The organism is Asticcacaulis benevestitus DSM 16100 = ATCC BAA-896 (assembly GCF_000376105.1).
In the GTDB taxonomy this organism is placed as follows: Bacteria; Pseudomonadota; Alphaproteobacteria; order Caulobacterales; family Caulobacteraceae; genus Asticcacaulis; species Asticcacaulis benevestitus.
In genome coordinates this window covers 78,886-98,387 of the sequence record NZ_AQWM01000002.1, presented here as the reverse complement: position 1 = coordinate 98,387, position 19,502 = coordinate 78,886, and the positions used below count along the sequence as shown (strand labels likewise).

The following is a 19,502-nucleotide window of genomic DNA, read 5'->3' as shown; positions in this document are numbered from 1 at the left end:
AGGCCCGCATGAAGCCCTACATCATCATTGCCGAAGACGAAGACGCCCTGGGCACCTTGCTCAGCTACAATCTTGAAAAAGAAGGCTACGAGGTCGGTCAGGCCAGCGATGGCGACGAAGCCCTGGTGATGATCAAGGAGCGTCTGCCCGACCTTCTGGTCTGCGACTGGATGATGCCGAAAGTGTCGGGCATTGAGGTCTGCCGCCGCCTGCGTCAGCAGACGACGACGCGCAACCTGCCGATCGTCATGCTCACGGCGCGTTCGGAAGAGACCGACCGTATCCGTGGTCTCGATACCGGCGCCGATGATTATGTCGTCAAGCCGTTTTCGATGGTCGAGCTGATGGCGCGCATTCGCGCTGTTCTGCGCCGCATCCGTCCGGCGCTTTCGGAAGATCGCGTCGAGTTTGGCGAAATCTCGGTTGATCGCCTGTCGCACCGCGTTCAGCGCGCTGGCCGTGATGTCCACCTTGGGCCGACCGAATACAAGCTGCTTGATTATCTGATGCAGTATCCGCGCCGCGTTTTCAGCCGCGAACAACTGCTCGATGCGGTCTGGGGCAATGACGTCTATGTCGAGGCCCGCACGGTGGATGTTCATGTTGGCCGCCTGCGCAAGGCGCTCAACAACGGCGCCGAGTTCGACCCGATCCGCACGGTGCGTTCGGCCGGTTATTCGCTCGATCTGCAAAACTAAGACGCGTCTTAGGTCGTACGGCTAATCTCCACGCCCGGCCGCGGGTAGGGTGGGGTTTCGCTGAGCTCGAAAAGTATTTCCTTGTTGCGGTAGTCAATACTGACCGAGGAAAACTGGCGCAGATAATCCATGCCGATCAGCAGGGCGGGGCGGTCCTCTTCTATTTTCCACATCGAAAAATCTGGCACATCCGCAATGACCAGGGTGCCATCGGTAAATGACAGGTCGCGTATACGAATGCGGTAGATGGGAATAAGCTCTCCGGTGACCGTGCCGCCGGTGACGCCGGTCAGCGTCATGATGGCGGAACTGTCCGGATTGTGATTGCGGCTTATCAGTTTGTTGTACAGAGCCCGGTTACCGACGGACACTTCGGCGCCGCTGTCGATAAAGGCGATGGCGCCCACACTGTTCACCGTGCAGTCAAAGACGCGCAGACGGCCGTTGTTGCCGCGCGCACGGACACGGGCCGTATCCGGCCCGGCGGCTTCCGGCTGATGGAGGGCTTGCTCAACATGCAGGGCATGGTTCTGGAAATCGAAGGTGACGCGCGTGCCGTTGATGGCGTCCAGACCCAGATAACCGTCCGCGAACAGGTTGCTGCGGGGCAGGACCGGCAGGGCGAGCCCATGGCGTTGAAAGGGTCCGAAAGACAGGTTAGCGACCTGCACGGTCGGCACCGTAATCCGACCGCCAATGCCTTCGAGTATGATGGATTTGTCCTGCTTCAGTCCAAGCGCTGCGGCGACATTGCCGGCGATGACCGAACGCTCGGCGCCGGTATCGACCACAAAACGATAGGGCCCTTTTCCATCGATCATGACCTCGATGGTCAGGTGGTTGTTGGCGTCCGTGCGGGCGGCCAGGCTGGCCGAGTCGAGACCGGCAGGGCTCGGCTCACTGCCCGGCTTTGGCTGTAGAGGGTTGGCGACGATGGTTTGCGTCCGGCCGGGCCAGGGGGCCAGAAGCCCGACGCCGGCCAGCAGGCTGCGCCGCGACCAGCGGTTAAGAGACGTATCTGTCATATGCGTTTCCCCCGGAGCGTCTGCGCGCGCCGGAGAAAGCATAACATTGTTCTTTATTACTGCAAGGCTGGACTAGAGCCCGACGAAGAAGGTCTTGGAGCAATATTCGCAGGTGATATGCACCTTGCCGTCGGCTTCCAGCATCTCGGCCTGTTCTTCATTCGAGAACGACTGCACAAGGCCTTCGACGCGCTCCTGCGAGCAACGGCAAAGCTTGTGTACCGACTTGAGCGCGCTCAGGCGCACGCCGTCCTCGTGGAACAGGCGGAACAGCAGGCGGTCGGCTGTCAGGTCGAAATCGGTCAGTTCTTCCTCGCCCAGCGTTTCGAACAGGGCGCGGATATGTTGGAACGACTCCCTTGTGTCGCCACGCGTTGCATCGCCGGCAATCGCCTGGATCATGGCGCCAGCGGCTCTCCAGTGAGGACCGTCGACATCCATATATTCCGAAGCCGCCAGCTTGATCTGGGTCGGCACCTGTTCGGACTGGCGGAAATAGTTCTCGGCACACAGGGCCAGGCTCTCGCCCTCGATCGGCGTGATGCCCTGATAGCGCTCACCGTGATCTTCCGGATCGAGCGTCATGATGAAGGTGCCTTTGCCGAGCAGGGACTGCGCCCCCAGGCTCTGGAAGCTGCCTTCGTTGGCCGCCACCAGCGCCGCCAGTTCATCCTTGTCGAAGCGGCAGAAGCCGCGCAGGCCGCCCTTGGTGTCGTAATCGGCCACCACGTAGCGCACCACGCCATCGCCCTGCGCCTGCAGGATCAGACGGCCCTCGAATTTCAGCGACGCCCCGACCAACACGGCCAGCACGCAGGCTTCGCCGAGCAGGTTGGCGATCTGCGGCGGATAGTCGTGCGCCTTCAGGATCTGGTCAAGCGTCTCGCCCAGCCGGACCAGACGCCCATGCACAGGGTGGGCCTCGATAACGAAGCGGGCGGAGTAGTCTTCGGTAGGATCGATGATGTCGGGCATATATTCGCGCAGAAAACTTGAGGTTTTGGTTTCAGATTTTACGGGTTTGGCAGGTTTATCAGTCATCAGTCTATGGTTTTAAAGAATTAGGGGCCGCAATGCCATAATAAATGGCGAAGGCGGTTGTGCGGGGGGCACTTTTATCCTATTTGCGGCGGCATTAGCTCAGTCGGCCACGTGTGGCCATGAAGTAGCAAGCCGGGCGAACGGCTCCTTGAGCCGGTGACGCCCTTAGAGCGTAATGGTGGGCCATTCCGTTCTAAGTTTTTTTGTTGCGCCTCATGTTTATCCAAAAAGTGCCAGCCACTTTTTGGCATGAGGCTTTAGATAGGCGCGACCGCGATGAATGCAAGCTTTCCCCAACCGAACCTCGCCACCCTGGTGCTGGACTTCGATTCGACCTTCACCTCGGTGGAAGCGCTCGATATCCTGGCGGAACTGCTGAGCGCTGCCGATCCGGCCCGCGCTGCCGATGTCGCCCATATCAAAACCCTGACCGATCAGGCCATGTCGGGCGAGATATCCTTCGCTGACGCTCTGTCGCGCCGCGTCCAGATCCTCAAGCCGACGCGCGAAGATATCGCCGGCCTGATCGAGGTGCTCAAGACCAAGGTCAGTCCGTCGATCGCGCGTAACCGGGCTGTGTTCGCAGAGAACCCCGGCAAGTTCCGCATCATCTCCGGCGGTTTCCACGATTTCATCGATGCGGTGGTCGCCGATTACGGCCTCGCGGCCGAGTATGTGCTGGCCAACCGCCTGATCTGGAATGACGAGGGCGTGGCCATTGGTGTCGATCAGGCCAACCTGCTGTCACAGGATGGCGGCAAGGTGCTGGCCCTGACCGGTCTTGGCCTGACAGGACAGGTGGTTATGGTCGGCGATGGCTGGACCGATTTCGAGGTCTTCAAGGGCGGTGCTGCCGAGCGTTTCTACGCCTTCACCGAAAACGTGGTGCGCCCGAAAGTGGTTGGCGCCGTCAATGGCGAGACCTCGCAGGTCGCGGCTTCGTTCGATGAGGTGCTGCACACCGAAGGCTATCAGGGGCGCTACAGCTTCCCGCGCTCGAAGCTCAAGGTTTTGCTGCTCGAAAATATTCACCCCGATGCCGTGCGCGCCTTCCGAGAAGAAGGCTATGATGTCACGACGGTCAAGGGTGCGCTCGATGAGGACGATCTGATCGAAGCCCTGCAAGGCGTCCATATCCTTGGCCTGCGTTCGAAAACCAACCTGACAGCCAAGGCGGTCGAAGCCGCCGACAAGCTGATGGCGGTCGCCGCCTTCTGCATCGGCACCAACCAGATCGACCTCAAGGCCTGCTCGCAAAAAGGCATCGCCGTCTTCAACGCGCCCTATTCCAACACGCGTTCGGTGGTGGAAATGGTCATGGGCCTGACCGTCATCCTGACGCGCAACATCTATGACAAGTCCGTCCAGATGCACACCGGCAAGTGGGACAAGTCGGCCACCGGCGCCCACGAAGTGCGCGGCAAGACGCTCGGTATCATCGGCTACGGCGCCATTGGTTCGCAGTTGTCGATCCTGTCCGAAGCCTTCGGCATGCGCGTCATCTATTTCGATCTCGCCGAAAAGCTGACCCTTGGCAACGCCAAGCGCTATCGCTCGCTTGATGCCCTGCTGGCCGAAGCCGACGTCGTGTCGCTGCACGTCGACGGCCGTGGCGAAAACAAGAACATCTTCGGCGCGGCGCAGTTCGCCCGCATGAAGGATGGCGCCTTGTTCATCAACCTGTCGCGTGGCCATGTTGTCGATATCGACGCCCTGGCCGCCGCGCTGAAATCCGGCAAGATCTACGGCGCCGCCGTCGATGTCTTCCCCGAAGAACCGCGCACCAATGACGATCCGTTCGAGAGCCCGCTGATGGGCCTCAAGAACCTGATTCTGACGCCGCACATCGGCGGCTCGACGGAAGAAGCGCAGGAAGCCATCGCCGAGTTCGCCTCGGAACGTCTGCTCAACTTCCTTAACCGTGGCGACACCACCTTCTCGGTCAACATGCCGCACGTCCAGTTGTCGGAAGTGGAGGGGCGTCACCGCTTCTTGCACCTGCACAAGAACGTGCCGGGCGTGCTGGCGGCGATCAACGTTATCATGGCGAAGTATGAGCTGAACGTGCTGGCCCAGCACCTCAAGACTAACGAAGCGCTCGGTTACGTCATCGTCGATGTCGATCGCGGCTATCCGAAGGAAGCGCTGGAAGAACTGAAGGCGGTCAACGGCACGCTGAAATTCCGCTCACTGGTCTAAGCGCGCCGGTGATTAAGGCCAGAGCCTAGTCGAAATACACGGCATTGTCTTCGGGCGTTTCCGGTGTCTTTTTAACCGGTGCTTCCGGGCCATTTTTCAGACGCAGCCAGGCGTCATAGACCTCCTGCGGCACCTTGGCGGGGCGTCGGCTGTCGTCGGTCATTTTCTGAATAAAGTTAAATTTCAGCCCCATACGCGTTCCCGCGGTCCAGGCCGCACTGCCACGCTTGACGGAGATGGTGGCCAGATCGATCAGCCAGATTTCAGCGGGTACGATATCCATATGATTGAGGGCGACCCGGGCGCCGCTGGCGCTTGAATCCAGGATGCGGCAGGTGATGATTTCGCGGCTGGAAAGAAACAGCAGCGCACCCTTGTCATTACGCGCCTGGCGCGGTTCGGCACGGCGGTCGGCATACTGTTCCGGCATGATAACTTCGACCGGACCATGGTCCCGCTGCGGTGCTCTGGTGGCAGGCCGTGGGGCGTTGAGGTGTCGAAAAGGTGTGGTCATAACAAGCCCGATATGGAACGTGAAAACGCATGCGCCGGAAAGCACATGAAGGATACGCTACGCTTTACACTACAGAACCATGCCGGCTGAGCCGGACGATGCGTCCGGTCACGGCCCGTGGGACGGGTGCGGGAGGACTGCGGTTGGTCGAAAACACCCGTAGGTGCTGTGCGGCCTATGTTAAGCCCGTTTCGTTTATAAAGGGTTTGTACGTGCGCTAAAAAGATGCGGCATAGGCGAACGGCTGTGGATATAAAATTTGTGGCCGCCCCTTGACATTATAATGACGAACAGGCAATTACGCGTCTTCGCTTCTGCGAAATAAATGTTTTTACGCTATTTGCGCGTTTTCCAGTTGAATTCACTCAGGTGATTCTCGGACTGATGCGCTGCTCTGGCCGCGTGAGGTATGCTCTTTCAAAGGAGTACATACCGCCAGTGATCCAAGATCGCCGCTTTAAGCGATCTGCCATCTATAAAAATAACCGAAGTCCGTGACACGCGAACGCTTCGACCCTTAACCACCCGATCTGACATCCGTCAGGTGCGGGTAAGGGCCGTTTTGACGCGCCCGAAGCCATGAAAGCTGTTGTTACGTGACCAAACTCTTTTCCGATCTCGGCCTTGCCTCCACCCTGCTGATCCAGCTTGAAAAAGCCGGCTACACCACGCCGACCCCGATCCAGGCCCAGGCCATTCCTTTCCTGCTCGCCGGCCACGATCTGCTGGGTATCGCCCAGACCGGCACTGGAAAGACCGCCGCCTTCGCCCTGCCGATCCTGCAAAAGCTGCTCGCCGAGCGCAAGATGCCAACCCCGCGCCAGACGCGCGTGCTGGTCCTGTCGCCGACCCGCGAACTGGCCTCGCAAATCGCTGACAGCTTCGCGCAATATTCGCGCGGCACCGGACTGCAGATCGCCACCATCTACGGCGGCGCCAAGTATGGCCCGCAATTCAAGGCGCTGAACGGCGGCCTCGATATCCTCGTCGCCACGCCCGGCCGCCTGATCGATCACATCGAACAAAAGACTGTCGATCTGTCGGCTGTTGAATTCTTCGTGCTCGACGAAGCCGACCAGATGCTGGACCTTGGCTTCGTGAAGCCGATCCGTCAGGTCGCTTCGCGCATGCGCGGCCCGCGTCAGAACCTCTTCTTCTCGGCCACCATGCCGAAGGAAATCGGCATCCTGGCTTCGGAACTTCTGGTCAACCCCAAGAAGGTCGAAGTCACGCCGGAAGCCACGACCGCCGAGCGCGTCGAGCAAAGCGTCATCTTCATCGAAGCCCTGCGCAAGCGCGCCCTGCTGACCGAACTCTACGCCGAAGACAATCTGAGCCGCACGCTCGTCTTCACCCGCACCAAGCGCTCGGCCGACAAGGTCGCCGCCTATCTGCAGGCCGGTGGCATCGAAGCCGCCGCCATCCACGGTGATAAGTCGCAAGGTCAGCGCGAACGTGCCCTGCAAGCCTTCAAGGCCGGCAAGGTCCGCGCTCTCGTCGCCACCGACATCGCCGCCCGTGGTATCGACGTCGACAGCGTGTCGCACGTCATCAATTACGAGCTGCCGAACGTTTCGGAAGCCTATGTTCACCGCATCGGCCGCACCGCCCGTGCCGGCAAGACCGGTATCTCGATCAGCTTCTGCTCGGACGATGAGCGCAAGATGCTGAAGGATATCGAGCGCATGACCCGTCAGCGCATTCCTTCGGTCGATCGCCGCAAGGATCAGGCCCTGAAGCTGCTCGACGAAGCCATGCTGGCCTCGGGCGTCGCTGAAAAGCCGACCACCCCTGACCGCATCCCGCAAAAGCGGGAAGCCCGTCATATCGATCCGCACGCCGAGAACGTCCACAAGCGCAGCCGCAACCGTCCGGGCAAGTCGAATTCCGAGGGCGACGAACGCAGCGAGCGTTCATCCTTCGCCGACCGCAAGTACGGCAACAAGAAGCCCGGTGGTAAGGATTTCGGTCCGCGCCCGGCGAACTACGATCCGATGTCGGCTGAACGCCCTGCGGCGTTCGGTGGCCAGAAGGACCAGGCTGATCGCAAGCCTTTCGCCAAGAAGCCTTTCGATCGAAGCGCTGCCCCGCGTGGCGAGCGTTCAGAGCGCAGCTATGATCGTCCGCGTACGGATGCACCGCGCGGTGACCGTCCGCACGCCGATCGTGCTCATGCTGAGCGTCCGCGCGAATACACCCCGCGTGACAATGCCGCCCCGCGCGGCGAGCGTCCGGCCAAGGGTGAGTTCAAGGCGAAAGCCCGTCCCGCCGGTCGCAAGGATAACGCCAAGGCCAGCGCCTCCAAGGGCGCTTTCAAGCCCGCCGGCAACCACTACAGCGACGCCCCCAAGGCTCGCACCGAAGGCGCCCAGTTCAAGCGCCGCGCCAAGTAGTCGCTGACTTAAAAACCTAAAACAAACTCAAGGGCTTGCCTGTGACGGACACAGGCAGGCCCTTTTGCATTTTCACGGTTGTGTGAAGGGGGGTTTTCCCGTTTAATAGACGGACGCCCGCTTTATAGCGCCGAATGCCAGGATTACCCTTCATGATAGCTCAAGCCGCGACCAAAGCCGAAAAACGATTGTCCGGCCTGTTCGTCCGCCTTGTTGTGGTCGCAGCCGTCGCCACCGGCCTGATGTTGAGTGCGTGCACGTCGAAAGATCCCGAAGCCGCCGCGCCGCTGGCCCTGGTCGATAAGACGGTCGATTCCCATTCCTATGCCCGCCCGCAGGAAGCCCGCGTCAGCCACGTCGATCTCGACCTGACCGCCGATTTCCAGGCCAAGATGCTCAAGGGCACGGCGACCCTGACCCTGATTACCGAAGCCAACGCCAAGCAGGTGATCCTCGATACCCGCGCGCTCGATATCGAGTCGGTGACCGATGCCGCCGGCACCCCGCTGAAATTCACGCTCGGCAAGGGCAATGCGATGATGGGCAAGCCGCTCACCATCGAACTGCCGCAGGGCGCCCAGAAGATCGTGGTCCATTACCAGACCACGAAAGACGGCACGGCTCTGCAATGGCTGTCCCCCGAACAGACCGCCGGCAAGAAGCTCCCCTTCCTGTTCAGCCAGGGCGAGGAAATCCACACCCGCACCTGGATACCGACGCAGGACAGCCCGGCCATCCGCCAGACCTATGCGGCGCGCATCGTCGTGCCGAAGGACCTGATGGCGGTGATGAGCGCCGATCGCCTGACGCCCGAAGGCGAAAGGGTAGCGGGCCATGCCAATCAGCGCGCCTACCGCTTCGAGATGAAAGAGCCGATCGCGCCCTATCTGATCGCCATCGCCATCGGCGACCTCGGCTTTAAGTCCGAGGGCTCGCGTACCGGCGTCTATGCTGAAAAGGCGACGCTGGCCGCCGCTTCAGCCGAATTCACCGACATGCAGGCCATGCTGGAGGCGGCTGAAAAGCTCTATGGGCCTTACAAGTGGGGCCGCTACGACGTGCTCGTCCTGCCGCCATCTTTCCCCTTTGGCGGCATGGAAAACCCGACCCTGACCTTCGCCACCCCCACCGTCCTGGCTGGCGACAAATCGCTGGTCTCGCTGATCGCGCACGAAATGGCGCATAGCTGGTCTGGCAATCTGGTCACCAACGCCACCTGGGAAGATTTCTGGCTCAACGAAGGCTTCACGGTCTATTTCGAGGGCCGGATCATGGAAGAGGTCTACGGCAAGGATCGCGCCGACATGCTGCGTGTGCTCGGCTGGCAGGACCTGCAAGGCACGATGAAGGACCTGACCGAAAACGGCAATCCCGACTTCACGCGCCTGCACCCCGATCTGCGCGGCATCAATCCGGACGATTATTTCAGCGACGTGCCCTATGAAAAGGGTGCCGCTTTCCTGCGCATGCTGGAAGCACACTTCGGTCGCAAGAAGCTCGATGCTTATCTCAAGGGCTATTTCCAGCGCTTCGCCTTCAAGAGCATGACGACCGAGGCCTTCCTGGTCGATCTGCGCACCCACCTGCTGAAAAATGACGACGATCTTGAAAAATCACTCAAGATCAACGCCTGGCTCTATGACAAGGGTATGCCGGACAATGTCGTCGTCCCGACCTCGGCAGCGCTCAACGAGGTGTCGGCGCAGGTGCTGGCCTTTATCGAAGGCGCTTCCGCCAAGGAGCTGAAGGTCGATAATTACAGTTCGCCGCAGTGGCAATATATGCTGACCCATATGCCTGAGACCCTGACCGATGCACAACTGGCCGATCTAGACGCCACGTTCAAGTTCAGCCAGTCGCACAATTCCGAAATCTTGTTTGCCTGGCTGCAACTGGCGATCAAGCACCGTTATCAGCCGGCCATGGCGCCGCTGCATGATTTCCTGACCGAGCAGGGCCGTCGTAAATATGTGGTGCCGCTGTACAAGAGCCTGATGGCGCAACCGGGCTGGGGTGTCGACATGGCCAAGAAGATCTATGCCGAGGCGCGTCCTGGGTATCACGATGTGACGCGCGGCAGTGTCGACGATATCGTAAAGTAGGCAGGGCCGGCGGAAAGCGTTTTTAACGCTTCACGTCAAAGCCGTCGTCGCTCAGGAAGGTGTCCAGATCGCCGGGCGTGGCCAGGCTGGCGTCACCCGGCTGGGCGTGTTTCAGGCAGGCGCAGGCAATGCCATAATCGAGCGCCTTTTCATCGTCCGTACCCGTCAGAAGGCCGTGCATGACGCCGGCGGCGAAGGCATCGCCGCCGCCAATGCGATCGACGATCTGCTCAATATTGTGAGTGTCGGTTTCCAGCGATCGCTCGCGCGTATACATAAGCCCCGTCAGGCGGTTGTGGTCGACATTGACCTGTTCGCGGCGCGTGCAGACCAGACGTTGCAGATGCGGGAAGGCGGCAAAGGCGTGATCGGCCGCTTCGCGCTCGTCATTAAAGCGCTGGCCGCTGATCAGTTCGATATCGCGGTAGCCGCCAAAGATCAGATCGGCCTGCTGCATGAGTTGCGTAATGTAGGCGGGCGCGTCGGCGCTCCATTCGGCCCATAGTTTCGGTCGGTAATTGCAATCGAACGATACCCTGACGCCGGCTTTGCGCGCCACCTTCATGGCGTCGAGCGCGGCGCGAACACAGTTTTCACCCAGCGCCGCCGTCACGCCGGAGACGTGCAGCCAGCCAGCGCCTTTCAGCAGGGCCGGCCAGTCGATCGCGCTGAAATCGGCAAGAGCGAAGGCTGAGTCAGCGCGGTCATAGACGATATCCGACGGACGATGGATGGCGCCGGGTGTCAGGAAGTAGAGCCCCATACGTTGCGGTGCTTTGGTCACGGCGCGGGTATCGACGCCCCAGCGCCGCAGTTCATTGACCGCCGCCACGCCCAGCGCATTGTCGGCCACCACGCTGACCATGCGCGTGTCGTGCCCCAGTCGCGCCAGGCCTACCGCCACATTGGCCTCGGCGCCACCGACGACGGGTTGCAGGGGCGACAGCGCTTCCAGCAGGTGCCCGCCGGTGACGGTCAGGCGGATCAGCAGTTCACCGAAACAAACAAAGGGGGCGGTGGTGGGCATGAGGTATTTCCTGTTGGTCTTAGGATATTTCGGGGGCGCCGGGCTGAAGCGCTACGGCCTTCAGGTCCAGCGAGGCTTCGGTGTGCCCCGAAAAGCTGACAACCGCGGACTGGCCGGGGAAGATGCGATGCACGCCGGTCGTCTGGCCGGTAGAGATCAACATGCCGCGCCTGAGCGGGCGTTGGCGCGCGGCCAGATGTCCGGCGAGCCAGGCCAGCGCCTTCAAGGGGCCGCCGGGCATGATGAACAGGCCACCGGTGCCGACCACCTCGCCCTCAATTTCGCACTTCGACTGGAAGGCTTTGAGCGCATCTTCGCCCAGGGTGTGCGGTGTCGTGTCGGAATCGAGATCGAGCAGGCGCGGCCCCAGCACCAGGCCGAAATTGTTGCCAAAATCCGAAGCCGTCACCGTAGGCCCCAGACTATTGATGGTCGGCAGGGGAGAGCCCGCCAGCTCGATGCCGGCGAAGAGGGCGTCGCACAGGCGCAGGGCTTCTTCCTCGCTGTAGTCGGTTTTTTCCGGATCGGCGTCATGATCGATGCGTAGCACATATTCGGCCTCGATCGCACCAAAACCATCGGTGAAGACCGGAAAGATGATCGGCCCTGTATAGGGGGTGAAGGCCGGTTTGAAGATCGGGCCGGCCATCCGCTCGGTGCCCATAGGGCCTTGGAAATCCGGATGCAGGCGCGCGATTTTCCAGCCGATAAGCTCTTGATGCCAGAGATCAAGCGCGGCGTCCTGAATAGCGTAAGAGTCCGTCATCGCCGCGGGAATGTCACCGGGATAATCGGACAGGGCGGTTGCGGATCTGCGGGCCGTGATAAAACGCTCGGCGATGGATGTATGGGGCATTGTGACATCTTTCATGGTGGGGCGAACCTAAATGATACCGGTGTCACGATCAATCCCAATACGACTTTTCGCTAAAAAATCGCCGGGCGTGTCACAGATGCCAAACCTGCCTCGTCATATCAGCATAACCCAACCGAAGGAGACTGCTATGACCCACTTCAACCGCCTCAACCTCGCGGCCCTGGCCGCCGAAGGCTATAACGGCATGGCCGCCGTTGAAACCTATCTGCACGGCGCGCTCGATCTGAAGCTCTTGAGCCTCGTCAAGCTGCGCGTGTCGCAGATCAATGGCTGCGCCTTCTGTCTGCACATGCACTACGAAGAAGCGCTCAAGGCCGGTGATACGCCCGCCCGTCTCAATCTGCTGCCTGCGTGGGAAGAATCGCGCATGTTCAGTGAGAAGGAACGCGCTGCTCTCATATGGGCCGAGGCCTTGACCCACATCGCCACCGACCGCGCAGAAGATGAGACCTATGCTGAGGTCAAAGCGCACTTCACCGACAAGGAAATGTCGGATCTCACGATCGCCATCGCCATGATCAATGCCTGGAACCGTATCGCCATTTCGATGCGTTTCCTGCACGCCAATGATAAACCCACCGAATAAGGTTTAAGAGGTCACCAGATAAGAACAGATAGATTTATACGTGGAAGCCTCTGTGCTTATCTGGCTTATCTGGGGATCAACCGTCTTGAAAAATCAGCATGATCCCGAAATCCGACATCCAGTGGTTTGAAACCGAGCGACGCTACCTGCAAGGCGTGGCCTACCGTATGCTTGGCACGGTCAGCGAGGCCGAGGACGCCGTGCAGGACGCCTATCTGCGCATCAAGGATATCGATCCGGAAGAGATCGATAATACACGCGCCTTCCTTACCCGGATCGTGACGCGCATCTGCCTCGACATCCTGAAAAGCGCCCATCGCAGGCGCGTCGATTATGTCGGGCCATGGCTGCCCGAACCGCTCCACGATATCAGCGACTTTACCGGTTCGCTGGCAGGCCCGACCGAACTGGCCGAAGACCTGTCGGTGGGTCTGCTCTATGCACTGGAACGCCTGACGCCGCTCGAGCGCGCCAGCTTTCTGCTGCATGATGTTTTCGATGTCGGTTACAGCGAGATCGCACAGACCTTAGAGCGCTCGGAAGAGAGCTGCCGTCGGCTTGCCGCCCGCGCCCGCCAGCATGTCCGGGCATCACGACCGCGCTTCAAGGTGACGCCCGATGATGAGCGACGTTACCTCGAAGCCTTCGCCATCGCCTCGCAAAAGGGAGACATGTTGGCGCTGGAAGCCATGCTGGCCGAGGACGTCAAGCTCTATAGCGATGGTGGCGGCAAGGTGTCGGCGGCGATCAATATCCTGGATGGCAAGCGCCGTGTTGGCGCCTTCATGGCCGGCATCTACCAGAAGTTCCGTAACCACACGACGACGGCCCTACGCTACGAACGGGTCAATGGGGTTATGGCGCTGCTGACCACGCACGCCGACGACTATACCGACGTCCTGAGCGTGGACATCAGCGACGGCAGAATTTCCGCCGTCTGGTTCCAGCGTAACCCCGACAAGCTGACAAGGCTGCACTAAAGCTTATAAGCGGCCTTTGGCAGATTATAGGTCAGGTCCTCGATCAGTTCGGCGGCGTCTTCGACCGGCATACGGTGCTCGGCCACCAGGCGGGCCAGGAAGGTCGAGTCGATGCGGCGGGCGACATCATGGCGCGCGGGGATCGACAGGAAGGCGCGCGTGTCGTCATTGAAGCCAACCGTATTGTAGAAACCGGCCGTCTCGGTGACCTGTTCGCGGAAGCGCATCATGCCTTCGGGTGAGTCATGGAACCACCACGATGGGCCGAGCTTGAGAATGGGATAGTGACCCGCCAGCGGCGCCAGTTCGCGGGCGTAGCTGGTCTCATCTAAGGTGAAGAGAATGACCGTCAGGTTCTTTTCATTGCCGAAGGCGTCGAGCAGCGGTTTGAGCGCGTGGACATAGTTGGTCGGCAGGGGCATATCGGCGCCCTTGTCGCGGCCGTACCTGTCGAAGATCTGCTTGTTGTGATTGCGGAAGCTGCCGGGGTGAATCTGCATGGTCAGGCCGTCATCGAGCGACATGCGCGCCATTTCGGTCAGCATCTGGGCGCGGAAAAGCTCGGCGTCTTCCGGCGAGACACGCTTTTTCAGCACACGGTGGAACAGGTCTTTGGTGTCGGAATGCGACAGATTGGCCGTTTGCGCGGTCGGGTGCCCGTGGTCGGTCGAGGTGGCGCCGTAGGTCATGAAAACATCACGGCGATTGCGGTGGGCACGCAGATAGCCCTTCCAGCTATAGACGTCTTCGCCGGTCAGCTCGCCGAAAATCTTGAGCTTGTCGTGGAAATCCTCATGCTCCGGATCGATGACCGGATCGGGGCGATAGGCGGTGACCACACGACCTTTCCAGCCGGAATCCTTGATCTTCTGGTGATGTTCCAGCGTATCGGTCGGGCCTTCTGTAGTGGCCAGCAGATCGATATTGAAGCGTTCGAACAGCGCGCGCGGGCGATACTCAGGCGAGGCCAGGCACTCGCCGATACGGTCGAAATAATGATCGGCGGTGCTGGCATCAAGCGCCACGTCAAAGCCCATGATCTCGCCGAAGACATGGCTCATCCACATGAAAGAGGGGGTGCCGCGGAACAGGTGCTGATGGGCGGCGTAGATATGCCAGGCCTTGCGCGCATCGGCGGTGGAGGGGCCGTCTTTCGAGCCGACGCCGACCGCGTCCATGTCGATGCCCTGGCTGTAGAGCATGCGGTAGATGTAATGATCCGGCGCCAGGAACAGCGTCGTGGCGTTCTCGAACGGCAGGTTATCGGCGAACCATGATGGATCGGTATGGCCGTGCGGCGACAGGATCGGCAGGGATTTGACGCTGCTGTAAAGCTCACGGGCGATGGCGCGCTGGGCGGGATCGCTGGAAAACAGGCGGTCTTCGTGGAGGTATAGAGGCTTGGACATGGCGCGCGACCCAGATGAAGGCGATAACGAAAAACTGGTAACCGGTGTCATGTATTTTGACAACCGATTTCGTGGCGCGGGTGTCAAACCTTCGCGGTCGACTGCCGCACCACAAGGGCGGATTCAAAAATAAGGGCGTCTTCCGGCGCGCCTTCGCTACGCAGCAGGGTCAGCACGGCGGCCCTGGCCATGTCGCGTGTCGGCAGATGGACGGTGGTGAGCGGCGGATAGACGCGCTCCGCCATCGGGCTGTCGTCATAGCCGCAGATGCTGAGATCGTCAGGGATGCGCAGGCCAAGCCCGAACGCGGCCTTATAGGCGCCGATGGCCATTTCGTCATTGCCGGCGAAAAGCGCCGTCGGCCGCGTATCGGATGTCAGGAGGCGGAGCGCGGCGGCGTGACCGGATTCAAGGGTGTAATCGCCTTGCACTTCCAGCGCCGGTTCGATATCGAGGCCGTGGGCCTGCAGGCCTTCGCGGAAGCCGGCGCGGCGCTCGCTGGCCGAAAGGTAGCCGTCCGGGCCGGCGATAAAGCCGATCCGTGTGTGGCCAAGCTGCGCCAGGTGTTCGCCGGCGGCGCGGCAACCGATCCGCTCTTTTGACAGAATGGCATGACCACCCTTCGTCGTGGCCGGATGGAGCGCCGACACGCGCACATAGGGGGTTTTCAGGTCTTCGAGCAGGCCCAGCAAGCGCTTGTCCTCCGAAATCGGCGGCAGGACGATAACGCCGGCTAGGCGCTGAAGCTCGATAAAGTCGCGGATATCCTTGATGAACTGGTCACTGTGACGGTCGCACGGGTGAAGCACGAGTTCGGTGCCGGAACCGCGCAAGGCGTCGAGCGCGCCAAGCTGCATGTTGACGACATATTGCGCGTTGGGATTATCGTAGATCAGGCCGATAAGGAAAGAGCGCCGGAAGGCGAGGCCGCGGGCCTGCGGATCGGGGCGGAAACCGATGCGGTCGATAACCGCGTTGACCTGATCGCGCGTCTCGGCGCGCACGCTGGGGGAGGCGTTGATGACGCGCGAGACGGTCTTTTTCGATAGCCGCGCCAGTCGCGCCACATCATTGATGGTCGCTTTTTTACGGCTCTTTATGAAGGCCTCGATATCGTCGTCGTATGTCGTCATTATCAGTCGCTTGTTTTGCCATGGTTAGCGGTCTTCGCGCTTACTGAACAGGATTATTTCTTGAAATAGGACGGCCAACGCCCTATGACACCGGTATCAAGATTTGACGATGGCGTGCCCTGATTGCAGGTGCCTGGTTTTGTGGCGCCGTTGCTCAAAATCGCCATCTGTAAGCATAGGGTTACTGTTTAAATGCGCCTGTCCTTGTCTGAGCTGTCTGCCGCCAAAGCCCTGAAACCCGCCTATGATCCGGCGTCGCTTGCCACCGGGGTCGTCCATTTTGGTCCGGGTGCCTTCCACCGCGCCCATCAGGCGGCCTATTTCGATGCCTTGGCGCAAAACGATCCGCGGTGGGGCATCTGCGGCGTGTCGCTGCACTCAACCGGCGTGCGCGATGCGCTGGCCCCTCAAGATGGGCTCTATACCCTGGCCATTCTCGACGAAGAGATCAGCTACCGCGTCATCGGCGCCATGCGCGAGGTGCTGGTGGGTCCGGAAGATATCGAAGCGGTCTTTGAGCGCATGACCCGCCCGTCGGTATCGCTGGTGACCTCGACCGTCACCGAAAAAGGCTATTGCCTGGCGCCTGATTTCTCGCTTGATCTTCAGCATCCGGACATTGTCCACGATCTTGCCCATCCGCAGACACCGAAGTCCTTCATCGGCTATGTCACGGAGGGATTGCGCCGTCGCCGCGCGCAGGGTCTGAAGCCGTTCGTTCTGATCCCCTGTGACAATCTGCCGAAGAACGGTGAGCGCCTCAAGGCGGCTGTGACCGTTTTCGCTGGTCAGTCGGACAATGAATTTGCGCGCTGGATCTGGGACCAATTGCAGTGCCCTTGCACCATGGTCGATTCGATCACCCCGGCCACCGATGATGAGCTGCGCACCCGCGTGCAGGCGGTGGTGGGCCTCGAAGATGCCTGGCCGATCCAGCGCGAGGCCTTTACCCAGTGGGTTATTGAAAAGCACGTCCATGATGGCGGTCCGGACTGGCAGAGCGTCGGCGTCACCCTGACGGACAATGTGCCGGCCTATGAGCGCGCCAAGTTGCGTCTGCTCAATGGCCCGCATTCGACCCTGGCCTATATGGGGCTGCATCGCGGCTATGAGAGCGTGTCGGAGGCCATGAAGGATGCAGAACTGGCCGATATCGTCCGTGGGCTGATGATTGAAGATGTCGTGCCGCTGCTGGAAGCGCCCGAAGGGCTCGATCTGATCGCCTACTGCGAAGACATCCTCAAGCGCTTCCGCAATCCGGCCATTGTTCACAAGCTTTCTCAGATAGCCTGGGACGGATCGCAGAAGCTGCCCATCCGTATCCTCAGTTCGCTGACAGAGGCGCTGGATCGCGGTCAGGATATCCGCCGCCTGTCGCTGCCTCTGGCGGCATGGATGCGCTTTATCCGCAGCAAGGCCCTCACGGGCGATGCCCTGACAGACCCGCTGGCAACCGATCTGATCGCGGTCGGCAAGACCTGTCAGGATAATGTGTCGGACGTCAGCCGTTTCCTGGCTATGCGCAGCGTATTCCCGCAAGATCTGGCCACCGATACCACCTTCATCACGGCGATTGAGGCCGCGTACACGCAACTGTTGACGCGCGAGGGTGTTTTCGCTTGAGATCGTGAGACCACGCGCCTAAATCTGAGATAAGACAATCAGATGAGGTCAGTATGAGCGAAATCAGCGAAGCGGAACGGGCGTTCTTAGGTGGTGGCCGTCTGCATGAAGACCGCGCCTTCAAGCCGGTCAATGTCGTCGTCCTGACCATTTCCGACACGCGCGACGAGGAAAGCGACACCTCCGGAGACGTTTTGGCGCGTCGTGTCGAAGGGGCCGGTCATGTGCTGGCGGATCGCGCCATTGTGCGCGATGATATCGACGCCATCCGCGAGCGCGTCATGCGCTGGGTCAATTCCGGCACGGTCGACGCCATCGTCACCACCGGCGGCACCGGCATTACCGGCCGCGATGTCACCCCCGAAGCCATCGAACCCCTGCTGTATAAGCGCATCGAAGGCTTTTCGACCATCTTCCATATGCTGAGCTACCAGACGGTGGGTCTCTCTACCCTGCAATCGCGGGCCCTGGCTGGCATCATCGATGGTGTTTTCATTTTCTGTCTGCCGGGCTCGAACGGCGCGGTCAAGGATGGCTGGGACAAGGTAATCCGCTGGCAGCTCGATAGCCGCCATGGTCCGTGCAACATGGTCGAACTGATGCCGCGTTTGAAGGAACGCTGATGGCGGTAACGGTAGACGAAGCGCTGACCCTGGTCCGCGCGCGGGCCTTGAAGGCGCGCAAGCAAAAGGTGCCGCTCGGCAAGGCGATGGGCCGTGTGCTGGCCAGGCCGGTGCTCGCCAGCCGTGATCAACCACCGTTCAACGCCTCGGCCATGGACGGTTACGCCACGCGCAAGGACTTTTTGAGCGGCGATCAGGCGACCCTGACCGTGATCGGCGAAAGCTCGGCCGGCCGCGCCTTTGAAGGGCGCCTCGGGGCCGACGAGGCGGTGCGCATCTTCACCGGCGCTCCCGTGCCGGCCGATTGCGACGCCATTGTCATTCAGGAAAACGTCGTCCGCGGTGAACAGATCATAGAGCTGACGCCGGATGGCCGCGTGCCGATGCCAACCCATATCCGCAAGGCCGGGCAGGATTTCAAGGCCGGTGATACCCTGCTGGAGCGTGGCGTACGCCTCGATCCATGGCGTTTGTCACTGGCGGCCGCAGCGGGCTGCGATACGCTTTCGGTCGTCCGCCGCCCGCACGTCGTCGTGCTGTGCACCGGCGATGAACTGGTGCTGCCGGGATATAATCCGAAGGCGGATCAAATCTATGAATCGGCCTCCTACGCGCTGATGGCGTTGATCCGCCAGTGGGGCGGTAAGGCCTCCTATCTCGGTTTGCAGGGCGATGACGCCAAGGGCATTCACAAGGCGCTGAAAGGCGTGAAGGCCGATCTGATCGTCACGGTGGGCGGCGCCAGTGTCGGTGACTACGATCTGGTCAAGCCGGCGCTGGCGAAACTGGGCCTGACGCTCGATTTCGACAGCGTCAAGGTGCGCCCCGGCAAGCCGACCAGTTTTGGCGCGCTTGAGGATGGCCGGCGGGCTTTGAGCCTGCCCGGCAATCCGGCCTCGGCCTTCGTGACGGCGCAACTGTTTCTTAAAGTCTGGATCGAAGCATCGCTGGGCATGGAGGCTACGTCGCCTTTCGTCACGGCCCTGGTGCAGGGCGTGCTTGGTCCGGCCGGCCCGCGTGAGGCCTATCTGCGGGCGAAGCTCTCCAGTTCGTCCTATGGCCAGCTTCAGGTGACAGCCTTCGATGACCAGGATTCGTCTCTGGTCAGTGTTTTCGCCCGCGCCGACGCCTTGATCCGCCTGCCGGCGGGGGCTGCGGCGCAGAAGACCGGTGCGCGTGTCATCGTCCTGCCTCTGGACCGGCTTTGACATAAAAGTCACGCCAAACGCCATAAGTTCGCGCGGGTCTGGACGAACGTGGTTCGCCGATGCA

Annotated in this window: 16 protein-coding genes; 9 read left to right on the top strand and 7 right to left on the bottom strand. The window is 60.8% G+C overall.

Annotated features, from left to right (window positions below; translation table 11 throughout):
- Positions 1-8 precede the first annotated feature (8 nt).
- Positions 9-698 carry a phosphate regulon transcriptional regulator PhoB gene (gene phoB, locus B060_RS0103880; protein WP_018080440.1) on the top strand — a complete coding sequence of 230 codons (690 nt, stop codon included), beginning with the start codon at positions 9-11 and terminating at the stop codon, positions 696-698.
- A gap of 8 nt (positions 699-706) precedes the next feature.
- On the opposite strand, the gene B060_RS0103875 is transcribed toward phoB, so the two are convergent.
- Together B060_RS0103875 and B060_RS0103870 are read right to left on the bottom strand one after the other, a co-directional pair.
- Positions 707-1,723, bottom strand: coding sequence for a retropepsin-like aspartic protease (locus B060_RS0103875; protein WP_162149134.1), 1,017 nt, complete (start codon positions 1,721-1,723; stop codon positions 707-709).
- Positions 1,724-1,795: 72 nt separating this feature from the next.
- Positions 1,796-2,698: an Hsp33 family molecular chaperone gene (locus tag B060_RS0103870; protein WP_026172580.1), complete on the bottom strand. Its 903-nt coding sequence runs from the start codon at positions 2,696-2,698 to the stop codon at positions 1,796-1,798.
- A 342-nt stretch (positions 2,699-3,040) separates the two neighbouring features.
- Between B060_RS0103870 and serA the strand changes: the two genes are divergently transcribed.
- Positions 3,041-4,963: a phosphoglycerate dehydrogenase gene (gene serA, locus B060_RS28405; RefSeq protein ID WP_018080437.1), complete on the top strand. Its 1,923-nt coding sequence runs from the start codon at positions 3,041-3,043 to the stop codon at positions 4,961-4,963.
- 25 nt (positions 4,964-4,988) lie between these two features.
- Here the strand turns inward: serA and B060_RS0103860 are convergent, their stop codons facing one another.
- Positions 4,989-5,477: a hypothetical protein gene (locus B060_RS0103860; protein WP_155847804.1), complete on the bottom strand. Its 489-nt coding sequence runs from the start codon at positions 5,475-5,477 to the stop codon at positions 4,989-4,991.
- A gap of 596 nt (positions 5,478-6,073) precedes the next feature.
- Here B060_RS0103860 and B060_RS28400 point away from each other — a divergent pair.
- On the top strand, positions 6,074-7,870 hold the full coding sequence (locus B060_RS28400) for a DEAD/DEAH box helicase (protein WP_018080435.1): 1,797 nt from the start codon (positions 6,074-6,076) through the stop codon (positions 7,868-7,870).
- 152 nt (positions 7,871-8,022) lie between these two features.
- Entirely contained in the window at positions 8,023-9,972 is a 1,950-nt protein-coding gene (locus B060_RS0103850; protein ID WP_018080434.1) for a M1 family metallopeptidase, read from the top strand.
- Positions 9,973-9,994: 22 nt separating this feature from the next.
- Here the strand turns inward: B060_RS0103850 and B060_RS0103845 are convergent, their stop codons facing one another.
- Positions 9,995-10,999 (bottom strand): sugar kinase, encoded by a 1,005-nt coding sequence (locus B060_RS0103845; RefSeq protein ID WP_018080433.1) that lies wholly within the window; start codon positions 10,997-10,999, stop codon positions 9,995-9,997.
- A 19-nt stretch (positions 11,000-11,018) separates the two neighbouring features.
- Positions 11,019-11,855, bottom strand: a complete 837-nt coding sequence (locus B060_RS0103840; protein WP_018080432.1) for a 2-keto-4-pentenoate hydratase — start codon at positions 11,853-11,855, stop codon at positions 11,019-11,021.
- 148 nt (positions 11,856-12,003) lie between these two features.
- Between B060_RS0103840 and B060_RS0103835 the strand changes: the two genes are divergently transcribed.
- Positions 12,004-12,462 carry a carboxymuconolactone decarboxylase family protein gene (locus B060_RS0103835; protein WP_018080431.1) on the top strand — a complete coding sequence of 153 codons (459 nt, stop codon included), beginning with the start codon at positions 12,004-12,006 and terminating at the stop codon, positions 12,460-12,462.
- Between the two features lie 98 nt (positions 12,463-12,560).
- A complete protein-coding gene (locus B060_RS0103830; RefSeq protein ID WP_018080430.1) occupies positions 12,561-13,442 on the top strand; it encodes a sigma-70 family RNA polymerase sigma factor in 882 nt (293 codons plus the stop codon).
- On the opposite strand, the gene uxaC is transcribed toward B060_RS0103830, so the two are convergent.
- Both uxaC and B060_RS0103820 read right to left on the bottom strand, forming a co-directional pair.
- On the bottom strand, positions 13,439-14,851 hold the full coding sequence (gene uxaC / locus B060_RS0103825) for a glucuronate isomerase (protein WP_026172578.1): 1,413 nt from the start codon (positions 14,849-14,851) through the stop codon (positions 13,439-13,441). The genes B060_RS0103830 and uxaC overlap by 4 nt on opposite strands.
- Before the next feature lie 83 nt (positions 14,852-14,934).
- Positions 14,935-15,984 (bottom strand): LacI family DNA-binding transcriptional regulator, encoded by a 1,050-nt coding sequence (locus B060_RS0103820; protein WP_018080428.1) that lies wholly within the window; start codon positions 15,982-15,984, stop codon positions 14,935-14,937.
- Between the two features lie 204 nt (positions 15,985-16,188).
- Here B060_RS0103820 and B060_RS0103815 point away from each other — a divergent pair, with 204 nt between their 5' ends.
- From B060_RS0103815 to B060_RS0103805, 3 genes are read left to right on the top strand one after another with little or no spacing between them, the layout of a single operon-like run.
- Positions 16,189-17,607: a mannitol dehydrogenase family protein gene (locus tag B060_RS0103815; RefSeq protein ID WP_330217082.1), complete on the top strand. Its 1,419-nt coding sequence runs from the start codon at positions 16,189-16,191 to the stop codon at positions 17,605-17,607.
- A gap of 53 nt (positions 17,608-17,660) precedes the next feature.
- Entirely contained in the window at positions 17,661-18,230 is a 570-nt protein-coding gene (gene moaB, locus B060_RS0103810; RefSeq protein ID WP_018080426.1) for a molybdenum cofactor biosynthesis protein B, read from the top strand.
- The gene (locus tag B060_RS0103805; RefSeq protein ID WP_018080425.1) at positions 18,230-19,438 is read left to right on the top strand and encodes a molybdopterin molybdotransferase MoeA; all 1,209 of its coding nucleotides are present in this window, start codon (positions 18,230-18,232) and stop codon (positions 19,436-19,438) included. Before moaB ends, B060_RS0103805 begins: the two co-directional genes overlap by 1 nt.
- The last annotated feature ends 64 nt before the right edge of the window (positions 19,439-19,502 follow it).